The sequence below is a fragment of the Ruegeria sp. CDSA034 genome (assembly GCF_059612275.1).
Window position 1 is genome coordinate 25700 of the sequence record NZ_JBXWQH010000010.1, and the last position, 20702, is coordinate 46401.

Here is a 20702-nt window from a genome sequence, read left to right on the forward strand (position 1 = left end):
TTCGTTGCTTGGCGAGAAAACACCGAACGGGCGTCGCTGGGATCCCCCCTACGCCCCGCCGGAACAACCCTCAGAACCATCACAACAACCGACCGAGAACTGACGTTCTGAAGACACCTAAAATCTTCACGCACCGCGTGACTGCGTAAATCAAGGACCTGAAACATGAAACCACCCGCGTTCCTGATGGCGCCTGTACTTGGCATCATCTCAACTCCTGCCTTCGCCGCTGGCGGCGACCCCAGATGGTGGGTCGCGCCCAATCAGACTGACACCTATGCTTGGGTCGGACTGATTGTTCTTTTCCTTGCGATCCTACTGGTCGTACACCTCTATGCCCGCTTTGAACGCTATACGGAGCGCAAATCAATCGGCACTCCGCTGCGCACAACCATTCCGGTGATGCTTACCATAGCCTTGGCATACGAATTGATGCCCGCGCTCAGCCACTTCAGCATTCTGCTGCCAGGCGCGTTGATCCTGACTGCAATCGCCCGCGACTTCATGTTGTGGTGGCGGCCTTCGAAAGAGGAGTTGGTATAATGATCGAATTGCTCGTCACTTCTTTTCCGTTTGTCCTGCGCGTGATCTACCTTAAATGGCGCGGGATTCCAGTCACCTTGTACAACGTTCACCGGGCGCTATTCATGTGGTTCGTCCTGGCCCTGATCGTGTTCTTTGCTGTATTTTACTACTACCCCAAGTCCTACACTGGCCTTGTGCCCTTCAGAACCGTTCCTGTCGTCGCCGAGAACGGCGGAACAGTGACCGATATCTATGTAAAAGGTGGAGATCGTGTCGAACCGGGCGACCCGCTTTTTGCAGTTGAGAACTCCTCCGAAGAGGCTGCCGTAAAATTCGCGATGCGAAAAGTTGAGGAAATAGAAAGCGCGAAACTGGCAGCTGAACTGCAAGTCGAAACCGCCCAAGCCGTTCTTGATGCTGCGATTACTTCAAGGGAGCAAGCCGAACTGTCCCTGATGGATCATCGCGCACTTCAAGCCAAAAACTCTGCTGCATTCCAAGTGAGCCAGCTGGAACGCGCACAAGCCACCTTGGATACCCGATCAGCAGAAGTTGAGGCCGCGGAAACTCAATTGGGTGTGGCCCAAGTTCAAGCGACTGCCGTATTGCCTGCACAGCTTGCATCGGCACGAGCTTCGCTGGAACAAGCACAAGTGGAGTTGTCCAAAACTCTGACGCTCAGCTCCGTTGACGGAGTGGTAGAACAGGTCACTCTCAACGTCGGATCACGCGCCGCACAAGCCGCAATGAGCCCCGCAATGCTCATCGTGCCAGACAGGAAAGATGTTGAACGTGGACGTATCGTTGCCGGTTTCTCGCAGGTTTCACGCACGGAATTGTACGAGGGAATGGCGGCAGAAGTGGCATGCGAAAGCAACTTCAACATCTCGATGCGCAATACCGTTCTTCCCGCAAGGATCGTACGCATTCAAGAGTCGATTTCTTCCGGTCAGCTTGCGCCCAGCGGTCGCCTGATCGAGCCGAGTGAAAAGGCAAAACGGGGTCAGATCGTTGTGCATCTTGACCTGGTACACCCAGAGCACCGCGATCTTTTGGTGCCAGGCAGTGGTTGCATCGTTCAATCCTACACCACCAATTTTGAAGGTGACATGGAAGGCACAATTGTCGCTCACGGGATCCAGGCCATGGGTATCATCAAGGCTGTCGGTTTGCGGGTCAAAGCTTGGTTCGGTCTGACTTCGGGTATCGGCTTGATAGGTGGTGGGCACGCCTGATATTCCAAATACCCTCATTTTCAACAACACGGCTTCCGACAAAAGTTGGGAGCCGTTTCGACTTTTTGCGGACAGAGAACACACCAAGTAAATTATTGTTCCATTGCGATTTTGCGGTTTCAGCTAAAGTCGGGAATGCGGGCTGTGACCGCACCATTTGAAGACCGTTCTAAAGGTCGGCTTTGGGCTGCCCACGCTTGGGCAGCATGAACCAAAGTGTGAACATGGAGCATCAGATATGCCAGCCGGTGAGAGCTCGATGCGGTAGGGCCTTAAATGTCCCGCTCAGGTTCACGCAAAATAGTCGAATTCGCAATTGGCAGCTCGTCGGAAACTACTCTGACACAACAGCGAAGACCTCAACTTGCTCCCTGATGCCATTCATCTCCACCTCTCCCTGGCTTACTGCCTCTACTACGCTTTCAATGACTGCCCAAGCTTGGGCGGAAATCAGTATCTCATTGTGGGTGGCCACGTCGCAAAGCCGCGCGGCCATGTTGATCGAAGTTCCTGAGGCAGTGTACTCAAATCGTCCTGCTGAACCGACGATACCGACGGTGGCATAGCCAAACGAGATGCTAACTCCATAACAAACTCGATGACCCAGTTTTCCCATTTGGCGCAGAGCGATTGCAGTGTATCGCGCATGGTCGGCGCCCGGCGCGATGGCCTTGGTCGGCTTGATATAGTTGCGCAGCTTGCCCGTGATCACGACACGTGGTTCGCCATAGGTTGCAACCAGTCGGCCGACGGAACGCTTTGCAGCCTCGGCACTGCGGCGAGATTGAATCACAATGTCAGGTACATCTCAAATGCCATCGATCGCACACCATAGCCAATGTTTCACGCCGTTGATCGGGACGACCACTTCGTCCATATGCCATTTGTCGTGCGGCCGGGGCCGGTCGTGCCGGATACAGGCCGCGAACTGAGACCCGAAGCGGTTCACCCAGAGACGAACCGCTTCATGACTGGCAATGACGCCACGCACCGCCAGCAGGTCCTCGATATCTGCCGTGCGAGAGCAAACCAGTGATATGCCCTCACCGTATAGGCGATGATTTCGCGAGGAAAACGGAAGCCCTTCAGCCGCCGCAAAGAGGACGGTATAGCCATGGGACCGCGCTATCCGAGAAGGGCAACGCGAACAGATTAGCAACGCTTTTCAAAGAGAACATGCCGAAAACTGTTAAAGAACTAAACGCCGAGAACAAACGTCGGAACCTGCGCACTTGTCAATTCAGATAAAAAGTTTGCTGCACATCCTTTTTTCACCCCGTGGCAGGCACCCACAAACCGCCGATTTCTGTCTTCGCAATACGTATGGTCAACGCCATAGCGACTATCCAGCCGGTCACTACGGCCGCGGCCGTTCCGAACCACACCCCGGTTTCGTTGAATCCCAATATGCCAATAAACACCCAAACAAAGAACGCGACCCCAAAGGCCTGGCGATAAAGGCTGATCCAAACGGTCCAAATAGGTTTTTTGAAGGCCTGCAAAAGTGAGTTGATTGAAAACAGCATCATGTAAAAAGGCAGGATCAGACTGTCGACTCGTAGATATCCCACACCAACGCGTACAACCTCTGGGTCCGCTGTAAAAAGGCGCATCACTAAGGGACCACCAAGCCAGAGGATCGGGATCGCAACCAGCGACATATAAAACCCGACTCGCCAGCAATAGAACAACGCGGCGCGCACCCGCTGGCTGTCCCGAGCACCGAAATTCTGTGAGGCGATTGGCAGTAGGGCACCCGTGACACCCAGAATGGGCAGCAACAAAACCTGTTCAAGCCGTATAGCGATTGCATAACCAGCAATTGCATGTTCACCAAACAGCTTCAGCGCAAACTGCAGCACAAAGGCCGACAACAACATGATCGTAAACGAAAAGGCAGTGGGCAGAACCTGCAGCGAAATTTCTGCAAACCGTTTTAGGCGTGGTCTGAAATAGGCCGCGCGCATACGTTTCATTCGCCTTCGCCGAAGAACCTGCCGGATCAAAAAGATCATCACGCCTGTCTGGCTGATCACCGTGGATAAAGCCAAACCGTTGAAGCCGATGCCCGGAATCACGCCCGGAATTCCGTAGATCAGAAGGGGATTCAGGATGATGTTCGCCAGAAACGCGACGATAAGTGCCCGTTGCATAGACACTGCGTCGCCATGGGCCTGCAAGATGCCATTACATCCATGAGCCAGAAGAAATCCCGGCATTGCCAAAAGCAACCAATAGAAATAGCGAAGCCCGGCTTCACGATAAACGCCTGGTTCCGAGACAAGCTTGATTAACAATGGGCCGAACCAAAGCCCTGCCAGGGCAAGCAGGCAAGACGCAACGATTCCGTAAGTTATCCCTTGGGCCGCTAGGCGTCGTGCCGCTCGGTTGTCGCCTGCACCCAGAGCGTTTCCAACCAGTGCACTCATAGCTGCACCCAGCCCGACGCCCACGGAAATAGAGATGAAGAAAGCTTGAAAGCCAAGGGCCAGCCCAGCTTGGGCGCTAGTCGACAACAGCCCGGCAAAGAAGATGTCGACGATGTTGTAAAGTGTACTGAAAAGCATTCCGACCGCGCCGGGTATCGCCAATGTTCGGAAATGGCCTGCAATGGACCCTTGGGTCAGATTAAGGTCGATTGCCTGAGCCATGTTAACTGGGTGTCATGGGCGCTCGGCCTGAACTGTTAGAAAGACAAACTCAGGGGTCAGAACATCTTCGAACCCGTGGTTGAGTTCAGCGTCCACACTGATCGTGTCGCCAGCTGACAGCGTAAAGCGGGCCTCGCCATATCGGTAAACGGCTTGGCCCTCGAGTGCCTGTACAAACACTACGCCGTGGCCGACATAAGTGGGCGGCGGCCCGCCTTCGCGCAATAAAGTCACGCGACGCGCCTGAAATCGCAGGTCTTTACGAGAATGCAGTGAAAGATTGACGTACTCGTGGCTGTGCCCCGCCGAGATACGGTTTGATTTCAGTCCCTCACCATGGCGCACGAGAGTGTAGTCAGTGTGATCTGTACGCGCTTCGCGGAACAAAGAAACAATCGGAACTTCGAGCGCTTCGGCCAGTGCCGCCAGAGTGTCGATTGAGGGAGAAACCAACCCATTTTCGATCCGGCTGATCATAGCGGCTGAGATGCCGGACTGTTCTGCCAAGCTACGAGCGGATTGCTTCCGACTTTGCCGTAGTTCCTTCAGCGAGGCTCCGATGGCACGGTCGATCTGTCTGCCTGGAGTGTCTCCTTGCATGATCCGTCCTTTCAGTCGCTGCTATAATACCCCACCACATCGCCATCGGTGGTGACACCAAGGCCATTCAGCAACCGGTTGGCGTAGTTGAAGTAACCTACGATCTGGTTGATTTCGAGAATCTCGCCGTCCTCCCAACCGGTGTGTTTCAGGGCTGCCACATCAGAATCGACCATCGTACCCGGCGAAAGTGTAAGCTTTTCCGCATAGGTCAGTGCCGCCAAATGTGCGCCGTCGAACGCATCCTGCGGGCGATGTGCCTCGAGTGCGGCTTCGATCTTGTCGGCGCGTGTGGCGTCGTCGATCAGGTGACGGGCGTTGGACCAGTGGTTAGCATAGGAATAGGGGCAGGTGTTGAGAGTGGATACGTAGGAACTGATCACTTCCTGAAACCACATGGGAACTTTGTTCGCCTCATCGTGCAGACAGGCTCGATACAGAATCACATGCCCCTTCATGGTGTTAGGCCGCAGGGAATGCACCCGCATGACATTGTCGATAGTGCCGTGCGGTGTACGCGCCAGATCCAAAGTGGCCTTCAGATGCGAGTCAGCATCTTCGTCAGATATCATGCTGATCCAGGCAGACATTTGCGGTTCCTCCCTTGGTCGTCAGTATTATCTGAGGGCAGATCATAAATTGTCCTCTGAGTTTTTTATTGACGAGTATTGCATATTAAGCAACCATATTAATTAGTGTGCAACGTATTTGAGGAGGCTCAGGCCTTGCCCGACTGCCCCAAACAATCGCAGCGCCAGCCCGGCCTCGGCTGTTTTGTCAGGCCTGGCACCACGACATGCCGGCCTGCCTTTGCAGGAACGGTGGAGAAAACTCCTTTGCACGCCCGGTCCATCAAAAGACAAATTCGCATGGTGTCCCGAACCCAAGCAGGTACGACATGAACCAAGCCACTCCGATGATTGAAGTGACCAATCTGGATAAATATTACGGTGCGTTTCACGCGCTGAAAAACATCGATCTGACGGTCCATCAGGGTGAAAAAGTCGTGATCTGCGGTCCCTCGGGATCGGGGAAATCGACGCTGATCCGGTGCTTTAACGGGCTGGAGTGGCACAACTCCGGCCGCCTCGTGATCGATGGGATCGAGGTTTATGACGGGGCCAAAGAAATTCGCGAGCTGCGGCAGGAAGTCGGTATGGTCTTTCAGCAGTTCAACCTGTTTCCACACCTGACAGTGCTAGAGAATCTGACGATCGGTCCGATGAAAGTGCGCGGGATATCCAAGGCGCAGGCCGAAGAAACTGCACGCAACTATCTTGAACGTGTTCATATCCCGGAACAGGCTGACAAGTACCCGGCGCAGCTGTCGGGCGGGCAACAGCAGCGCGTGGCAATTGCGCGGTCTCTGTGCATGGAAACTCGGATCATGCTGTTTGACGAACCGACATCCGCGCTGGACCCCGAGATGATCAATGAGGTGTTGGATGTGATGGTCGAGCTGGCCGATACCGGCATGACTATGGTTGTCGTCACTCACGAGATGGGCTTTGCCCGTAAGGTCGCTGATACGATGGTCTTTATGGAGGCGGGCCAGATCGTCGAGGTTTCGCCACCCGAACAGTTTTTCACCAACCCCTCGAGCGAACGCTGCCGTTTGTTCCTAGATCAGATCTTGGCGCATTGACATGAGCGATCTGGGCATTTCCCGGCCAAAAGGTCAGCCGCTGCCAAAGCCGCCTTTTTTGAAGCGGTTTTTTGACTCGACCCTGATTTCGGTCGGGATCTATGCCGTTATCGTCGGGCTGATCGCCTATGGTGCATATATCGGCGCGCAGGGCATGGGGTATAACTGGCAATGGTACCGGGTGCCGCAGTTTCTGTATCGCAATACCGAGGTCGGGTTTGAATGGGGTGAAATTCCCATCGGGCTGGTCGCGACGATCAAATTGTCGGTCACGGCTTTCATTCTGGCTATGGTTATAGGCCTGCTTGTGGCGTTGCTGCGTCTGTCGGATCTTGTCATCGGGTCCGCAGTTGCGGTTGGATTTCTGGAGCTGATCCGAAATATCCCGCTGTTGGTTCTGCTCTACCTCTTCTATTATGTTCTGGGGCCGATTTTTGGGTTTGACCGATACACGGCCAGTATCCTTACCCTGGCCGTTTTCCATTCTGCCTTGATTTCGGAAATCTTCCGGGCCGGGATCAACGCCGTCCCCACAGGCCAGTGGGAGGCCGCTAAATCCATCGGGATGAGCCCGTCCCAGACTTATCGCTATATCATCCTGCCACAATCCGTCCGCTTCATGCTGCCGCCGATGACCGGTGAAGTCGTTCACCTCATCAAATCTTCGGCCATTGTTAGCGTGATTGCGGTGGCCGAGCTGACGACCTTCGGACGCAACATCATTTCAGACACATACATGAGTTTCGAAATCTGGTTCACCATCGCACTGGTTTATCTGGTGGTGACCCTGATCCTGTCGATTGGCGTAAGCCATCTGGAGAAGAAATATGCCGTCGACCAATAACCCAGAAAATATGTCGGACAACAAGGAGAACCAAGATGAAGCTTTCTCGCAGAATGCTCGGGGCTGCCCTCGGCGCGGTCGTGGCTACCGGTGTGGCGACCTCAGGCTGGGCGCAGAGCGCTACGCAGGAACTATCCAGCGAAAGTGTGATTGAAACTATCAAGCAGGATGGCGTGATCCGGATCGGTCTGTCGCTGTTCGTACCATGGTCGATGCGCGACAAGAATGGCGATCTGATCGGATTCGAACTGGATGTTGGCCGTCAGCTGGCCGAGGATATGGGGGTTGAGGTCGAATTCGTGCCCACCGCTTGGGATGGTATCATCCCGGCGCTGGTCTCAGGCAATTTCGACGTGATCATCTCGGGCATGTCGGTGACAGCGCAGCGGAACCTGACCATTAACTTTACCGATCCATACGCCTATTCGGGTCTGGCCATTCTGGCCAATAAGTCGATGACTGAAGGCATGACGCTTGAGGATTTCAACAATCCCGAAGTGACCTTTGCCGCCCGGCGTGGTGCAACACCTGCGGCGGTGATTGCACAGAACTTCCCAGACGCGACCTTGCTGTTGTTCGATGAAGACGGCGCCTCAACTCAGGAGGTTCTGAATGGGAACGCTCATGCTTCCATGGCAGCGCAGCCAACTCCGAACCGCGAGGCTGGGTTGCACCCTGAAACGCTGAGTGTGCCGTTCGAAAATCTCTATGATCCGCGCGGTGAAGCCTTTGGTGTGCGAAAGGGCGACCCGGACGCCATGAACTATTTCAACAACTGGATCGCGCAGCAGTGGCGTTCCGGTTGGCTGAAAGAACGTCATGACTATTGGTTTGCTGGAAATGAATGGGCTGACCAGGTCGCCCAGTAACCCTGACCCACCCGGGGGGCAGCGATGCAGCCCCCCGGATCTGATACGGAGCGTCTCGCGTGCAGGATTTTCTCAAAAAACTCAGATGGCCGGACTACCTGATCGCCGCGGTTCTGTTCGTGTTTTTCGGGTATATCTGGCTGTCGATTGAAGGCACGCTCAATTATAGGTGGCGCTGGGACGTCATCCCCAGTTACATTGTCGGCTGGCATTCAGGTCGTGAGGAATACTTTGCCAATTTGCTGCTGCAAGGGTTGGCCGCAACGGTTCGCATCAGCCTCTATGCCGGAATTCTGGCGTTGATCCTGGGCACCATTCTGGGTGTAGCCCGCTGTTCATCAAATCTGACCATCCGCATGCTGGCGCGCACCTACTTGGAATTCTTGCGCAATGTGCCGCCGGTTGTTGTCGTTTTCATTTTCTTCTTCTTCCTGTCCCAACAACTGATTGATGCGTTGAATCTGGAACGATGGGCGCGCGGTATCGCGCGGCAGGAAAACAATCAGATCTGGGAGTTCTTCTTCGGTGAAATGCGCCGCTTCCCATCGCTTGTTTCGGGCGTCATTGTCCTGGCCCTTTTTGAGAGCGCATTCGTTGGTGAAATTGTGCGTGCCGGCATCCAGTCGATCCCAAAAGGTCAGCGGGAAGCCGCGCGCTCTATCGGTATGAGCCGCCTTCAGGAACTGCGCTATGTGGTACTGCCGCAAGCGATGAAGAAAGTGGTGCCACCGCTCGCCAATCAGTTCATATCGCTGATCAAGGACAGTTCAATCCTGTCGCTGATTTCTGTGCAGGAACTGACTTACAAAACGGTTGAGCTTGTGGCCTCATCCCGCATGATTTTTGAGGCGTGGATCACCACGGCCGCTTTTTACTTTGTGGTTTGCTTCGGCCTTAGCCGATTGTTTGCGCGGCTTGAAAAACGGTCAGATAAGCGCTGACATATAGGCCAGTATGATACGGCTCTATGATTTCCCGCTTTCGGGCAGTTGTCACAAAGTACGACTGCTGCTGTCCATGCTGGCGCGGGATCATGAGGTCGTCGACGTAGACCTGCTGAACGGTGACCAAAACCAGAGCGCTTTTTTGCAGGTCAATCCGCTGAACAAGGTACCGTTTCTGGACGATGATGGGTTCGTCCTGCGCGACAGTACTGCCATCATGGTCTATCTGGCACAGAAATATGGCGCAGCCGAATGGGCCCCGACCACACCGAAAGAACACGGCGACATACAGCAATGGCTGTCGTTTTCTGTGAATGAAATCTTCCACGGCCTTGCAATGGCCCGGGCGATTGTTCTGTTTGAACGCGACACCGATCTGGCTGAGCCGCTGGCGCTTGGGCGGAAATCCCTGAAGATCATGGAGCAACACTTGTCAGACCATCGCTGGCTGGCCTGCGACCGTCCCACCCTCGCAGATCTGGCCTGCTATCCTTACATAGCTCTGGCGTATCAGGGTGGAATATCGATGTCTCCATACCCGGCGGTGCGGGCATGGATCGCGCGTGTTGAGGCTTTGCCCGGATATGTCCCGATGCCGGGGTTGCCGGCACCGGGTTAAGGGCAAGCGGGGCTATGCTCTGATCTGAACCATGCCTTTTTCGACCCGGGATTCAAACACTTTCATCGGCCGCGTAGCAGGCGCTGAAACCGGGTGCCCATTTCGCACATCAAACGCGCCCTGATGCAGGGGGCACTCGATGACATAGCCATCGAAATACCCGTCACACAGATCCGCACCGCTATGATTGCACAGCGCCAGTGAGGCATAGATACCACCGGGTGTGTCGTAGATTGCGATGATACGTGAGCCGAGTTCGACCCGTGTGACCCAATTTTTTTCCAACCGAGCAGCCTCGATCACGTCCCTCCACGGTTTTACATCTGTCATGGATCACGCCTCCTCCTTGTGCCGGATCTGACGCAGGATTTCGCGGTGGGCAGCCAGATAGCCGCCGGGCTCAATATGGATGTGGTCTTTTAGCTTCTCATGCAAGCGCGGGAGCGCGTGAAACGGGACCGAAGCGACATAGTGATGTTCCGCGTGGTAATTCATGTTCCAGCACAGAAAGGACCACGGTGCCGAAACCAGATTGGTGCGCGTATTTTCCGACATCTGCGCGACGGTCGGGCGTCCGACATGTTCGGTCATCCGGATGAAGCGCATCACCGGCTCGCCCAGAAACAGGGGGATGACCCAATACCAGATCAACCCCCACCAACCCGTGATGGCCATGCCCAGAAAGATTGCCGTATAAATAGCCAGCATTCTGCGGGCATCGCGATATACGGCCTGATGTTCGACTTTCGGAATGAACCGCAACTCGGTCTCGCTGAGATTGCCGCTGGCGTGGCGAAACAGTTCCGTGAATTTGCCGCGCCAATAGGGCAAGGCGGACAGATAAAGCAGATATTTTCCCATTGTTTCGGGCAAAGGGATCAATTCGGGGTCTTCCCCGGTCAGTTGCGTATAGGTGTGATGATCGCAATGCTCGTAGCGAAAGAACCGATGTGGCAGAATGATGATCAGGCCGCAGATCTGACCTACCAAGTCATTCAGCCACCGGGTTCGGAACACCGTATAGTGCACGCATTCATGCTGTAGTGAGAAATGGTGCACCAGAACGATGCCTTGCAGGAACATTGCGGGCCAGATTAGCCAGCTGTTCCAGGCTAGGGTGACAAGGGTAGTTGTGCCAGCTAGTACCAGTACCCAAAGCGCCAGATGGCGCAGGCCGGGGCCGTCGGACCGTTGCATGAGTCCTTTCAGTTCTTCACGCGTGAGCTTGCCTTCGGCCAGTGCCTGAGACAGGGGCGTTACGATTGCTTGTGACATGTGAATTCCACATTTTTGCCGGTGCGGGGGCCGTGCCCTCATCGCATGTACCGGCACCGGAGACGGGAGTGCTCCGCACCATAGGACCTTGTCAGGTGGACCTATTGCAATCAGTTTAGCGCGATGGCACGCGTTCGATCAAGCGGGAAGGCTCAGCCAGTGCGGCGTAGACCGATATCCAGATCGGGGTCGGCGAACAGGGCAGCCGCGCAGGGGTGCTTGTCCAGAATGGTGGCTCCGCCAGGCAGACGGTCGGCGTGGAAAGCCCCGTTTTCCCAGTAGGTCACACCGTCGATTACGATCGTCGGATCAAACACGTTCCAGCTGATTTCGCCTGGGGCATAAGCACCGCAGGTGTGGAAGTGCAGAATACGCGGATTGCCGAAAGCGGACCCGCCCCAACGCTCGAAATTCTCGCGCATATCCCATGGGTAGCCGCAGCCCGGGTGGATGCCCGCATGCCAGGAATGCACGAAATTGCGGTCGATGCCGAACTGACCCGCGACCCGGTCATAATGAGCCTCGGCCCGTGCGGCGTCGGCAGGATCGCCGTCAAACCCTGTCAGACGCCCGTTTTCCAGCATCGCAAACACCGGTCTTTCGAACTCTACCGTATAATCATCATAGTATTTTGATCCGGTGCCCGTCAGAAATTTCAACGCCACCCGGCCCGAAAAGCTGTGCGCCGGGACTGGTGTGAAGACCGACATGGGGAAGCGCAGGATCGACGTATCGCCTGTCGTATCCAGGTTCATCTCAGGCCGCCCCTGAAAGTCCGTGCCCAGAGGGCAGGTGACCCGCACGTCGGCGGCCCTATTCAGAACGCTGTTGATCCCTGCCTTGATGTCGAGGAAGGCATCGTGATGCCCGTTGGAAAAACCAGAGCCAAAAAGCTCGCGGCTCAGGGCAAAACTGACAATGATCTTCTTGCCCTGCGGCATTTCCGAGAACCGGAGCTGATCCCCAAGACGGGCCAGAAACAGGATGATATCGGCGGTTTCGAACCGCGCCAGGAGATCCGCGGAAAGGTGTGGATTGTCCGGATTAAAACCTACGTTCACTGCATCAACCGACAGCCCCATGGATCGCGCGGCATGCGTGACGATTTGGACACTATCCGCATCGAAATAGCCGTGTTCGGGAGGTTCATAAGCGATCAACAACCGGTCGCCTGCCGTTGCGTGGGCGCAATTAGTCAATAGATTTCGCGCGCCGCGCTCGGGTGTGATGTCCGACATTCGCGTCTCCTACGGGTTCCGGTCAGTATAGATTAGGCTCGGGTTGCGCGCCTAATCTATTTGAAAGTGATTATGCCTGACATTAGGGTGACTAATATGATCGTAAACCTGCCCTATTCCGCCATGCGCGCCTTCGAGGCAGTTGTCCGACATTCCGGCTTTTCCCCAGCAGCAGCTGAGCTGGGTGTCAGCCAAAGTGCGGTCAGTCAGCATGTGCGGGCGCTTGAGGAATGGCTTGGTCTCGAATTGCTGGTACGTGGTGCACGGTCATCGCGTCCGACCCGCGAAGGGGAACTGCTGGCGCTGGCCATTTCTGAAGGGTTGGGGCGTATTTCGGACGTTTGTACCCAGCTGAGGGACAAGACCCGCACCGACAGGACCATCGTGATTTCATGTCTGCCGGGTTTTGCGTTCAACTGGTTGTTTCCACGCCTTTTAAACTTTGATCTTGCTCATCCGGACCTGTCGATTTCCATTGCCACGGATACCGGGCAATATCCGTTTTCAGGGGCGGATGCGGATATCGGTATTCGCTATGGCCTGGGTGATTACCCTGGCTATCAGGTCGATTTGCTGATGACCGAGCAGCTGTTTCCGGTCTGCGCTCCCTCTTTGATACCAAGCTTGCGTGGGGTCGAAGATCTGGCGCAGCACACGATGCTGGTGGATGAGAACCTGCATCATGGGCCCGCAAGTCCAACGTGGGATTTCTGGGCGCGGCAATGCGGGTTGACGCTACCGTGGCCCTTGCGAACACGGAGGTTTGGGCAATCCAATCTGGTCGTTCAGGCGGCCATCGAGGGGCTTGGTGTCGCTTTAGGGCGGGAGCCTCTGGTCATTGACACATTGTGCGACGGACGTTTGGTGCGACCAGTTCCGGAGCTGACGCAGTCTCCGCTGTCTTATTGGCTGGTTCGACCCCATGAAACTAAGGATAGCCCGAAAGTCGGTGAGTTTCTGAACTGGATCCGCGCCGAGGTTGAGGCGCAGCCAGACATTCCGCCAGCCGCGGGCGCCGGGAATTAGCCTGACTTATACGAGTCATTACCATTCCAGCATGGTGCAAGATCGGCTTGCCGCCCATACTTGCACAAGCCATCTGACAATCTGGAGAGCATTCCAATGTATCTGAGAAACTGCTGGTATGTCGCCGCCTGGAGCAAAGATATCGGTCGCGAGCTGAAGGCCGAGACGTTTCTGGGCGAGAATATAGTGCTTTACCGGCAGAAGGATGGCAGGCCAGTCGCATTGGAGGATGCTTGCCCGCACCGCAAGCTGCCTTTGTCCAAGGGCAACCTGATCGGGGATGTCGTGGAATGTGGCTATCACGGGCTTAAATTTGACTGCACGGGCAAGTGCACGGACAGCCCGACGCAGCGCGGCATGACCCCGCGGCGGGCGGTGGTTAGATCATATCCGGTTGTGGATCGGTATCGGTTCCTTTGGATATGGATGGGCGATCCGGAACTGGCAGATCCCGATAAGATTTTCCCGATCGACAATTTTGACGATGACAGCTGGGGCAAGACCGACGGTGGGGTAATGGATATCGACTGCCATTACCTGTGGGTCTGCGACAACCTGCTTGATCCCAGCCATGTCGCCTGGGTGCATGTATCTTCTTTTGCGGGCGCTGGAACGGATGAAGAGCCGCTGAACGTCGAGCGGACCGACCGTGGCGTCGTCGTCTCGCGCTGGATCGCGAACAAACCGCCATCGCCCTATTACGCCAAACTGGTGGCATTTGACGGCGATTGCGACCGGCTGCAGCACTATGAGATGTGCATGCCCGCGATCGGGCTGAACAAATCCATCTATACGCCGGTCGGGACCGGTGGGTATGATAAGCAACCCATTGCTGAAACGTTCATCAATATCTCCTATAATTTCATGACCCCAATCGATGAAGACCGCACCAGATACTTCTGGTTTCAGCACCGAAATTCCGATCCCGAAAATGCGGAAGTGTCCAAATTCATGAATGACGGTGCGCGCATGGCGTTTCTTGAGGACAAGGACGTTCTGGAAGAAGTCCACAAGGGTATGAAGTACGCCAAGACGCCCAACATCGATCTCGGGTTGGACGCGGGTGCCAAACTGTTTCGCAAAACGCTTGATCGCGCGATCGAAGCCGAAACCACCCCTGTGAGTACAACAGTTCCGGCTTGAGGCGTCGTCTGCGAAAGTTACTTATGTAGTTTCACTTGATCGGGCTATTTGAAGTTGACCCCGCCCTGCCGACCGAATTCTTGGCTAGAAGGGCGGAGTTTGCCACTTGCTTGTTATGTCGCACTGTAGATCACTGGAAACCGGCCCCCAGCGAAGGGCGCACCGGGGCGTAAGCTGTCGTCGTGCAGCCATTCGGTGACAGTATCGCGGGGCTCATAGGTTGCGCCGTCCACAGCGAACCGGATCGCATAGCCGCGTCTGCGCCGGGTTGAGGTGCGGTTGCCCATCGCTGAATGCACAATCATACCGTCAAATGCCAGCGCATCGCCGGGTTTCATCTTCGGGTAGTGAAAGATGTCGTAGTCGGCGCGGTTCATCTCGAAATCGGGCATGTCGATATAGTCTGGGTTGTTCACTTCCAGATAATGCAAAAAGCCCCCAAGCTGGTCCGTTCTGAAGGGCCGGTATTTGGCGCCCCAGGCATGCGAGCCCCTTACGAACTCCAACGCACCGTTGTCGGGGTCCACGGGGTCCAGCGCAATCCACATGGTCATGATCGGGCCTGAGACCGGCCAATAGGGTTGATCCGTATGCCAGCCCGTTTGTGTTTTTGTGCCCGGTTCTTTGGCAAATATCTGGTCGTAGATCAGCGAGGTCCAAGGGCTGTTTGCTACCTCTGCCACACGCTGCCCAATATCAGAGTTCAGGCAATAGTCTTGAAACACGCCGGGATTTTCACGCATGTTTTTGTAAGCAAAGTAACGGTCACCTTTGGCAACTTCGTCATCGACGGCCTGGCGCAGCTTACTCAGCCAATCCTGCGACAGCACTTGTTTCAGCAGCACGACTCCGTCGCGCGCATAGGTATTCTGAACGGTTTTCAGGTCAGGTGTTTGTGTCATGTAACGTCCATTTCTGTCACCTCATTTACTGAGGCGGTTGCAGAAGGTAGGCGCGTTGCGCCCGTTTTTTTGGCGTTACGAGGTGGGTGAACTGCGGCAGTTTATGATGAAGCAGGGCCAAAGCGACCGGGCCGACCATTTGCCGGCAAGACGTCGATGGAACTGTTCCACACGGAAGCTCATTGCGTCACCTTTCTCCGTTATCTTAGCCGCAATTTCCGCATTGGAATAGAACCCGTGGCGAGTTGTTTTGCATATCGATAAATTTATTGACTAAATGTGCATAGTGATAAATATAATTACCATCATGCAAAATTATTCTGTTTTCTCGCTCGCCCGCAATGCGCTAACCGGGCACCGGAATTGGCCGCAGGTCTGGCGCAGCCCGCCGTTGAAAGACCGCTATGATGTCGTGGTGATCGGGGCAGGAGGTCACGGGCTGGCAACTGCCTATTATCTGGCCAAGGAATTCGGCATCACCAATGTTGCCGTGTTGGAACGCGGCTGGTTGGGCGGCGGCAACATCGCGCGAAATACGGTGACCATTCGATCGAATTACATGAGGGATGAGTCAATCCCATTCTATGTCAAATCCGTCGCCATGTACGAAGGGCTCACGGACGAGTTGAATTTCAACATGATGCATTCCAAACGAACCATGGTGGATGTGGTTCAGACCTGGCCCAAGCTGCGCGAGCTGCGGCGGCGGCAGTTGGTGATGGACATCTACGGCTCGACCTACGAACAGATCACAACCGAGGAATTGCGCCGCCGCATTCCTGCGTTGACTGGCGGCGGCCAAGATGCACGGCTGCCTGTGATTTGCGGCATGGTTCATACGGATGCAGGTGTGAACCGGCATGATGCGGTGGCCTGGGGCTATGCCCGCGCGGCTGACGCGCGCGGGGTTGAGATTCATCAGCAAACAGCGGTGCAATCCCTGCTACGCGGGGCGGATGGGGCCATCGAAGGGGTCGAGACCAACCGGGGCACAGTTCGCGCAAAGAAAGTGGTCGTGGCAGTCTCAGGCCATACAACGACGCTGACCGAAACTGCGGACCTCAGACTTCCGCTGCGGACGATGAACCTGACGGCCTTTGTGTCCGAGCCGGTCAAGCCGCTGGTTGATGTGATCGTGAACTGTCCGGACAGCGGGTTCTATTTCAGCCAGTCCGACAAAGGTGAGATGGTCATCGGCGGCGCGCCCGATATGGGGCAGAGCTTCCGTCGAGACATAAAGCAACATGTATTCGAGGATACCGTGACTGCGATGCTGTCGCTTTTCCCCAGTTTCAAGAAGCTCAAACTGATGCGGCAGTGGGGCGGGCATCTGGATATTGCTCATGATGCCTCACCCATCATGGATCAGACAGATGTGCCGGGCCTGTTTGTCACCGCCGGATGGTGGGGCGGGTATAAGGCTATCCCTGCGGGCGGGCTGACACTGGCGCATCTGGTGGCCAAAGGTGAACCGCACCCGCTGATGGCACCCTTCACACTGGGCAGGTTCCGGCATCTGGATTTCGTAATGGAAGCCGGAACCACCACAGCGCGATAGGAAAGGACAGGATCATGATGAATATAACCTGCCCGTTCTGTGGCAAGCGCAATGAAAGCGAATTTATCCATGGTGGCCCGGTAGGGGCGGTCCGCCCCGATCCCAATGCCGTCAGCGATGAGGAATGGGTCGAGTATCTGACGGTGACGCCGAATCCACTGGGTCCGGTTCAGGAGAAATGGTGGCACGCACGGGGATGCGGTGAATGGTTCACGATCTGGCGTGATACACGGACGCATGACATTGTGGAGGCACCCGATGGCACAACGTAACCGCCGCGCCTCGGGCGGGCGCATCGACCGAAATCGCCCTTTGCATTTCACCTTCAATGGCAAACCATATGAAGGGTTTGAGGGCGATACGTTGGCCTCGGCCCTGCTGGCCAACGGTATTCGTGTCACCGCCCGCAGTTTTAAGTATCACCGCCCGCGCGGTATTATGGGGCACGGGGTCGAAGAACCTGCGACGCTGGTGGAATTGGACGGCGAGGATGCCTCGGGCAACCGTCCTGCGACCACGGTACCGCTTCGGGACGGGCTCAGCGCACGCTCGGTCAATTGCTGGCCGTCGCCCGAGTTCGATCTGGGCGGGATCAATCAGTTACTCGCGCGGTTTATCCCCGCAGGGTTTTATTACAAGACGTTCAAATGGCCGAACTGGCATCTGTTCGAACCTTCGATCCGCCGGGCTGCAGGGTTGGCGGCAGCACCCAAAAGCCCCCCGGCTTCGGGCCATTTCGAGGCCCGAAACGCCCATGCCGATGTGCTGATCGCGGGGGCGGGCCCAGCCGGGCTGCAAGCGGCGCTTGAGGCTGGTCGCGCCGGAAAACGCGTTTTTCTGGCCGATGAGGGTGCCGAGGCGGGCGGTAGTTTGTTGAACCGCAACCTGTCTATCGGTGGACGTTCAGCCTTGGACTGGGTCGCGGATGCGGTGGCTGAGCTGCGTGGGATGGAGAATGTCACCCATCTGCAGAATGCAACCGTCTGGGCTTACCGCGAGCACAATCTGATGATCGTGAACGAACGCGAACCCGAACTGGACGGAGTTCTGGAACGCAGCTGGCGCGTGCGAGCGGGGGAAGTTGTAATCGCAACCGGGGCCACCGAACGTGCCATGGTCTTTGGTGACAATGATCGACCCGGTGTCATGTTGGCCTCTTCGGTACAGGCCTATGTCAACCGCTGGGGCGTTAAGCCCGGGCAGCGTGTGGTGCTGTTTACAAACAACAACAGTGTTTATGCCGTGGCGGCCGATCTGGCAGCAGCCGGTATGCAGGTTGAGACCATCCTCGATTGTCGCAAAACCGTTCCGCCTGAAGCTTTGAAGCTGGTGCCGGATATTCCGGTTCATACCGCAACCGTTGCTGGTGACGTGCGCGGGCGCAAAGGCGTGCGCGCAGTCAAAGCCGTTCCCGTGACCGGAGGGGCGGGTCGCTGGATCGACTGTGATGTGCTGGGTTGTTCCGGCGGTTGGAGCCCGACTGTTCATCTTTGGTCGCAATCCCGCAGCACGTTGCGATTTGATGAGGATCTGGCAGCCTTCGTTCCTGACGAGGCGGTTCAGAATTGTCGCGCTGTGGGTGCAGCGGCTGGTGATCTGACGCTGGATAAGATTGTTGAGGGCGGCGAAGACATGGCCTACGCGATCGAACCTCTCTGGCGGGTCAACGTGCCGGGACAGCGCGGGAAGGCGTTTCTAGATGTGCAGAACGATGTCTCGGTCAGCGATGTGCATCTGGCCCTGCGCGAAGGCTATGACAATGTGGAACATGTCAAGCGCTACACGACCGGCGGCATGGGGATCGATCAGGGTAAAACCGGCAATATCAACATCATCGGCACTGTTGCGATGCAAAAGAGCGTGCCGCTGCAAGAGGTTGGAACAACCACATTTAGATCCCCCTACACGCCTGTTTCGTTCGGTGCGATTGGCGGGTTACGGGAAGGCTGGCGGCTATTTCCCTATCGCCATACCCCTGTAACCCAATGGAATAAGGACAACGGCGCTGTGATGTATGAAGCCGGCGCGCGCTGGCGGCGTCCGGGCTATTTTCCGAAGCCGGGTGAAGGCCTGCAAGAGGCGGTAAACCGCGAATGCCGCGCTGTTCGTGAAGGCGTCGGCGTCTATGACGGCTCACCTCTTGGCACGTTTGAACTGAAGGGAAGGGACGTTCCGAAATTCCTAGATTTCATCTACTCCAACATTATGTCCACGCTGAAACCGGGTGACGGGCGCTATGGGTTGATGTTGTCTGAAGATGGTTTGATCCTGGACGATGGCGTGGCCTTCCGACTGGATGACCACCGCTGGATGATTTCAACCTCGACCGGTCACGCGGATGCGGTGAACCAGCATATGGAAAAGCTGCTGCAAACCGAATTCCCCGACTGGCAGGTGCTGATTACCACTGTCACCAGCCAGTGGAATAATGCCACTATCTGTGGTCCCAAGGCGCGTGAAGTATTGCAGGCGTTGGGCTCGGATATCGACCTCTCGCCCGAGGCGTTCCCTTTCATGTCCTTCCGCGAAGGGACCGTCGCTGGTTTCCCTGCGCGGGTGGTGCGGGTGAGTTTCACCGGTGAACTATCCTATGAGGTCAACGTGGCCCCGCGCCACATGGCGGCCCTGTGGGACAAGGTGATGGAGGTTGGTGCGCCCTTTGGTATCCTGCCTGTGGGTTCGGAATCTAGCCATGTGCTGCGGGTCGAAAAAGGGTTCCTGTCGTTGGGGCATGAAGTCGACGGCACGGTCGATGCCTATGATCTGGGAATGGGATGGGCGATGTCCAAGAAGAAGCCTGACTATCTGGGCAAACGCTCGGTCCATCTGCGCAGGTCAGGCGGCGGTACCCGGCGCGAGCTGGTCGGAATTCTGGCGGATGATACCAACCGGCAAATCCCCGAAGGTGCACCACTGACGCCCGGAGGTCGGAAAGAAGCCACCGACGGGTTGGTCACTGCCTGTGTATGGAGCGTGGTAAACAACCGCTGGGTTGGGCTGGCGTTGCTGGAAGATGGCCACGCGCGGCTGGGTGAAACCGCCCATGTCCGGCTAAAGGATGACGTGATCCCGGTCACGGTTACGAAACCGGTCTTTCACGACCCCGAAGGTAAATTGCTGAGGTCCTGAGATGAGCTATGACGTCACAATTGAACGGTTTGGGTTGATGGCTCTGTTCGACCTCAAAGGCACGCCTGAAGCGGTATCGCAATGGGCTGGGGACGCTTTGCCGAGTTTGCCGCTCCGCCCCAACTGCCGAACAGAAAAGGACGGCATCGAATTGTTTCACATCGGTCGTGACCACTGGATCACCCGCGCCTCACTGGCACAGGAAGACGCGATGGAAGCCCGGCTGAAGCCCACGGACTGCCCGCCAGATATCAGTATTGTTAGGGTCTCGGACACGATGACCTTCTTTCGCATAGTCGGCCCAGATGCAGGTCAGGTGATGTCAATTGCTTGCCCGATGGACCTGCATGACAGCGTGTTCCGGACGGATGCGGTTTCCTATACCGAAGTTTTTGGCCTCAAGGCTTTGGTGATGCGGTGTCAGGATGGTATTGAGTTCGCAGTCGAACAGAGTTTTGCGGATATGGTCGAAGACTATCTGATCCGCGCCACGGCTTGA

The 20702-nt window shown here is 56.0% G+C and carries 21 protein-coding genes and 1 pseudogene; 13 read left to right on the forward strand and 9 right to left on the reverse strand.

Annotated features, from left to right (window positions below):
- The first annotated feature begins 165 nt into the window (after window positions 1-165).
- Both AC2FLJ_RS15735 and AC2FLJ_RS15740 read left to right on the forward strand, forming a co-directional pair.
- A complete protein-coding gene (locus tag AC2FLJ_RS15735; protein ID WP_058273728.1) occupies window positions 166-543 on the forward strand; it encodes a hypothetical protein in 378 nt (125 codons plus the stop codon).
- Window positions 543-1760: an HlyD family secretion protein gene (locus AC2FLJ_RS15740; protein ID WP_282121052.1), complete on the forward strand. Its 1218-nt coding sequence runs from the start codon at window positions 543-545 to the stop codon at window positions 1758-1760. Before AC2FLJ_RS15735 ends, AC2FLJ_RS15740 begins: the two co-directional genes overlap by 1 nt.
- Window positions 1761-2094: 334 nt before the next feature.
- Here the strand turns inward: AC2FLJ_RS15740 and AC2FLJ_RS15745 are convergent, their stop codons facing one another.
- The 5 genes and pseudogenes from AC2FLJ_RS15745 to AC2FLJ_RS15765 form a co-directional block, all read right to left on the reverse strand.
- Complete coding sequence (locus AC2FLJ_RS15745) at window positions 2095-2376, reverse strand: adenylate/guanylate cyclase domain-containing protein (RefSeq protein WP_496699280.1); 282 nt, start codon at window positions 2374-2376, stop codon at window positions 2095-2097.
- Window positions 2377-2388: 12 nt separating this feature from the next.
- A pseudogene (locus AC2FLJ_RS15750) lies at window positions 2389-2876 on the reverse strand (IS6 family transposase); the annotation flags it as partial.
- Window positions 2877-3031: 155 nt separating this feature from the next.
- Window positions 3032-4411 (reverse strand): MATE family efflux transporter, encoded by a 1380-nt coding sequence (locus tag AC2FLJ_RS15755; protein ID WP_282121051.1) that lies wholly within the window; start codon window positions 4409-4411, stop codon window positions 3032-3034.
- Between the two features lie 12 nt (window positions 4412-4423).
- A complete protein-coding gene (locus AC2FLJ_RS15760; protein WP_496699170.1) occupies window positions 4424-5011 on the reverse strand; it encodes a helix-turn-helix domain-containing protein in 588 nt (195 codons plus the stop codon).
- Between the two features lie 11 nt (window positions 5012-5022).
- Window positions 5023-5601, reverse strand: coding sequence for a carboxymuconolactone decarboxylase family protein (locus AC2FLJ_RS15765; protein ID WP_282121049.1), 579 nt, complete (start codon window positions 5599-5601; stop codon window positions 5023-5025).
- Window positions 5602-5909: 308 nt separating this feature from the next.
- On the opposite strand from AC2FLJ_RS15765, the gene AC2FLJ_RS15770 reads away from it, so the two are divergent.
- Genes AC2FLJ_RS15770 through AC2FLJ_RS15790 form a run of 5 tightly spaced genes read left to right on the forward strand, consistent with a single transcriptional unit; the run spans window position 5910 to window position 9932 of the window.
- On the forward strand, window positions 5910-6656 hold the full coding sequence (locus AC2FLJ_RS15770; protein WP_282121048.1) for an amino acid ABC transporter ATP-binding protein: 747 nt from the start codon (window positions 5910-5912) through the stop codon (window positions 6654-6656).
- A gap of 1 nt (window position 6657) precedes the next feature.
- Entirely contained in the window at window positions 6658-7500 is an 843-nt protein-coding gene (locus AC2FLJ_RS15775) for an amino acid ABC transporter permease (RefSeq protein WP_282121047.1), read from the forward strand.
- 35 nt (window positions 7501-7535) lie between these two features.
- Complete coding sequence (locus tag AC2FLJ_RS15780; protein WP_282121046.1) at window positions 7536-8369, forward strand: transporter substrate-binding domain-containing protein; 834 nt, start codon at window positions 7536-7538, stop codon at window positions 8367-8369.
- Between the two features lie 59 nt (window positions 8370-8428).
- Window positions 8429-9310, forward strand: a complete 882-nt coding sequence (locus tag AC2FLJ_RS15785; RefSeq protein ID WP_496699166.1) for an amino acid ABC transporter permease — start codon at window positions 8429-8431, stop codon at window positions 9308-9310.
- A gap of 13 nt (window positions 9311-9323) precedes the next feature.
- On the forward strand, window positions 9324-9932 hold the full coding sequence (locus AC2FLJ_RS15790) for a glutathione S-transferase family protein (protein ID WP_496706670.1): 609 nt from the start codon (window positions 9324-9326) through the stop codon (window positions 9930-9932).
- A 12-nt stretch (window positions 9933-9944) separates the two neighbouring features.
- Here AC2FLJ_RS15790 and AC2FLJ_RS15795 read toward each other — a convergent pair whose 3' ends face one another.
- From AC2FLJ_RS15795 to AC2FLJ_RS15805, 3 genes are all read right to left on the reverse strand, one after another.
- Window positions 9945-10262: a non-heme iron oxygenase ferredoxin subunit gene (locus AC2FLJ_RS15795; RefSeq protein ID WP_496699162.1), complete on the reverse strand. Its 318-nt coding sequence runs from the start codon at window positions 10260-10262 to the stop codon at window positions 9945-9947.
- A gap of 3 nt (window positions 10263-10265) precedes the next feature.
- Window positions 10266-11207: a fatty acid desaturase family protein gene (locus AC2FLJ_RS15800; protein ID WP_496706672.1), complete on the reverse strand. Its 942-nt coding sequence runs from the start codon at window positions 11205-11207 to the stop codon at window positions 10266-10268.
- A 152-nt stretch (window positions 11208-11359) separates the two neighbouring features.
- Window positions 11360-12445, reverse strand: a complete 1086-nt coding sequence (locus tag AC2FLJ_RS15805; RefSeq protein ID WP_496706674.1) for a hypothetical protein — start codon at window positions 12443-12445, stop codon at window positions 11360-11362.
- A 96-nt stretch (window positions 12446-12541) separates the two neighbouring features.
- On the opposite strand from AC2FLJ_RS15805, the gene AC2FLJ_RS15810 reads away from it, so the two are divergent.
- Window positions 12542-13471, forward strand: a complete 930-nt coding sequence (locus tag AC2FLJ_RS15810; RefSeq protein ID WP_496699156.1) for a LysR substrate-binding domain-containing protein — start codon at window positions 12542-12544, stop codon at window positions 13469-13471.
- 96 nt (window positions 13472-13567) lie between these two features.
- On the forward strand, window positions 13568-14614 hold the full coding sequence (locus AC2FLJ_RS15815) for an aromatic ring-hydroxylating dioxygenase subunit alpha (RefSeq protein ID WP_496699154.1): 1047 nt from the start codon (window positions 13568-13570) through the stop codon (window positions 14612-14614).
- Window positions 14615-14727: 113 nt separating this feature from the next.
- Here the strand turns inward: AC2FLJ_RS15815 and AC2FLJ_RS15820 are convergent, their stop codons facing one another.
- Entirely contained in the window at window positions 14728-15516 is a 789-nt protein-coding gene (locus AC2FLJ_RS15820; RefSeq protein ID WP_496699152.1) for a phytanoyl-CoA dioxygenase family protein, read from the reverse strand.
- Window positions 15517-15823: 307 nt separating this feature from the next.
- Here AC2FLJ_RS15820 and AC2FLJ_RS15825 point away from each other — a divergent pair, with 307 nt between their 5' ends.
- From AC2FLJ_RS15825 to AC2FLJ_RS15840, 4 genes are read left to right on the forward strand one after another with little or no spacing between them, the layout of a single operon-like run.
- On the forward strand, window positions 15824-17074 hold the full coding sequence (locus AC2FLJ_RS15825; RefSeq protein WP_282154146.1) for an FAD-dependent oxidoreductase: 1251 nt from the start codon (window positions 15824-15826) through the stop codon (window positions 17072-17074).
- 14 nt (window positions 17075-17088) lie between these two features.
- Window positions 17089-17346 (forward strand): sarcosine oxidase subunit delta, encoded by a 258-nt coding sequence (locus AC2FLJ_RS15830; RefSeq protein ID WP_496706675.1) that lies wholly within the window; start codon window positions 17089-17091, stop codon window positions 17344-17346.
- Window positions 17333-20203, forward strand: coding sequence for a 2Fe-2S iron-sulfur cluster-binding protein (locus tag AC2FLJ_RS15835; RefSeq protein WP_496706677.1), 2871 nt, complete (start codon window positions 17333-17335; stop codon window positions 20201-20203). The genes AC2FLJ_RS15830 and AC2FLJ_RS15835 overlap by 14 nt, the downstream gene beginning before the upstream one ends.
- A gap of 1 nt (window position 20204) precedes the next feature.
- Window positions 20205-20702, forward strand: a complete 498-nt coding sequence (locus AC2FLJ_RS15840) for a sarcosine oxidase subunit gamma (RefSeq protein ID WP_282121034.1) — start codon at window positions 20205-20207, stop codon at window positions 20700-20702.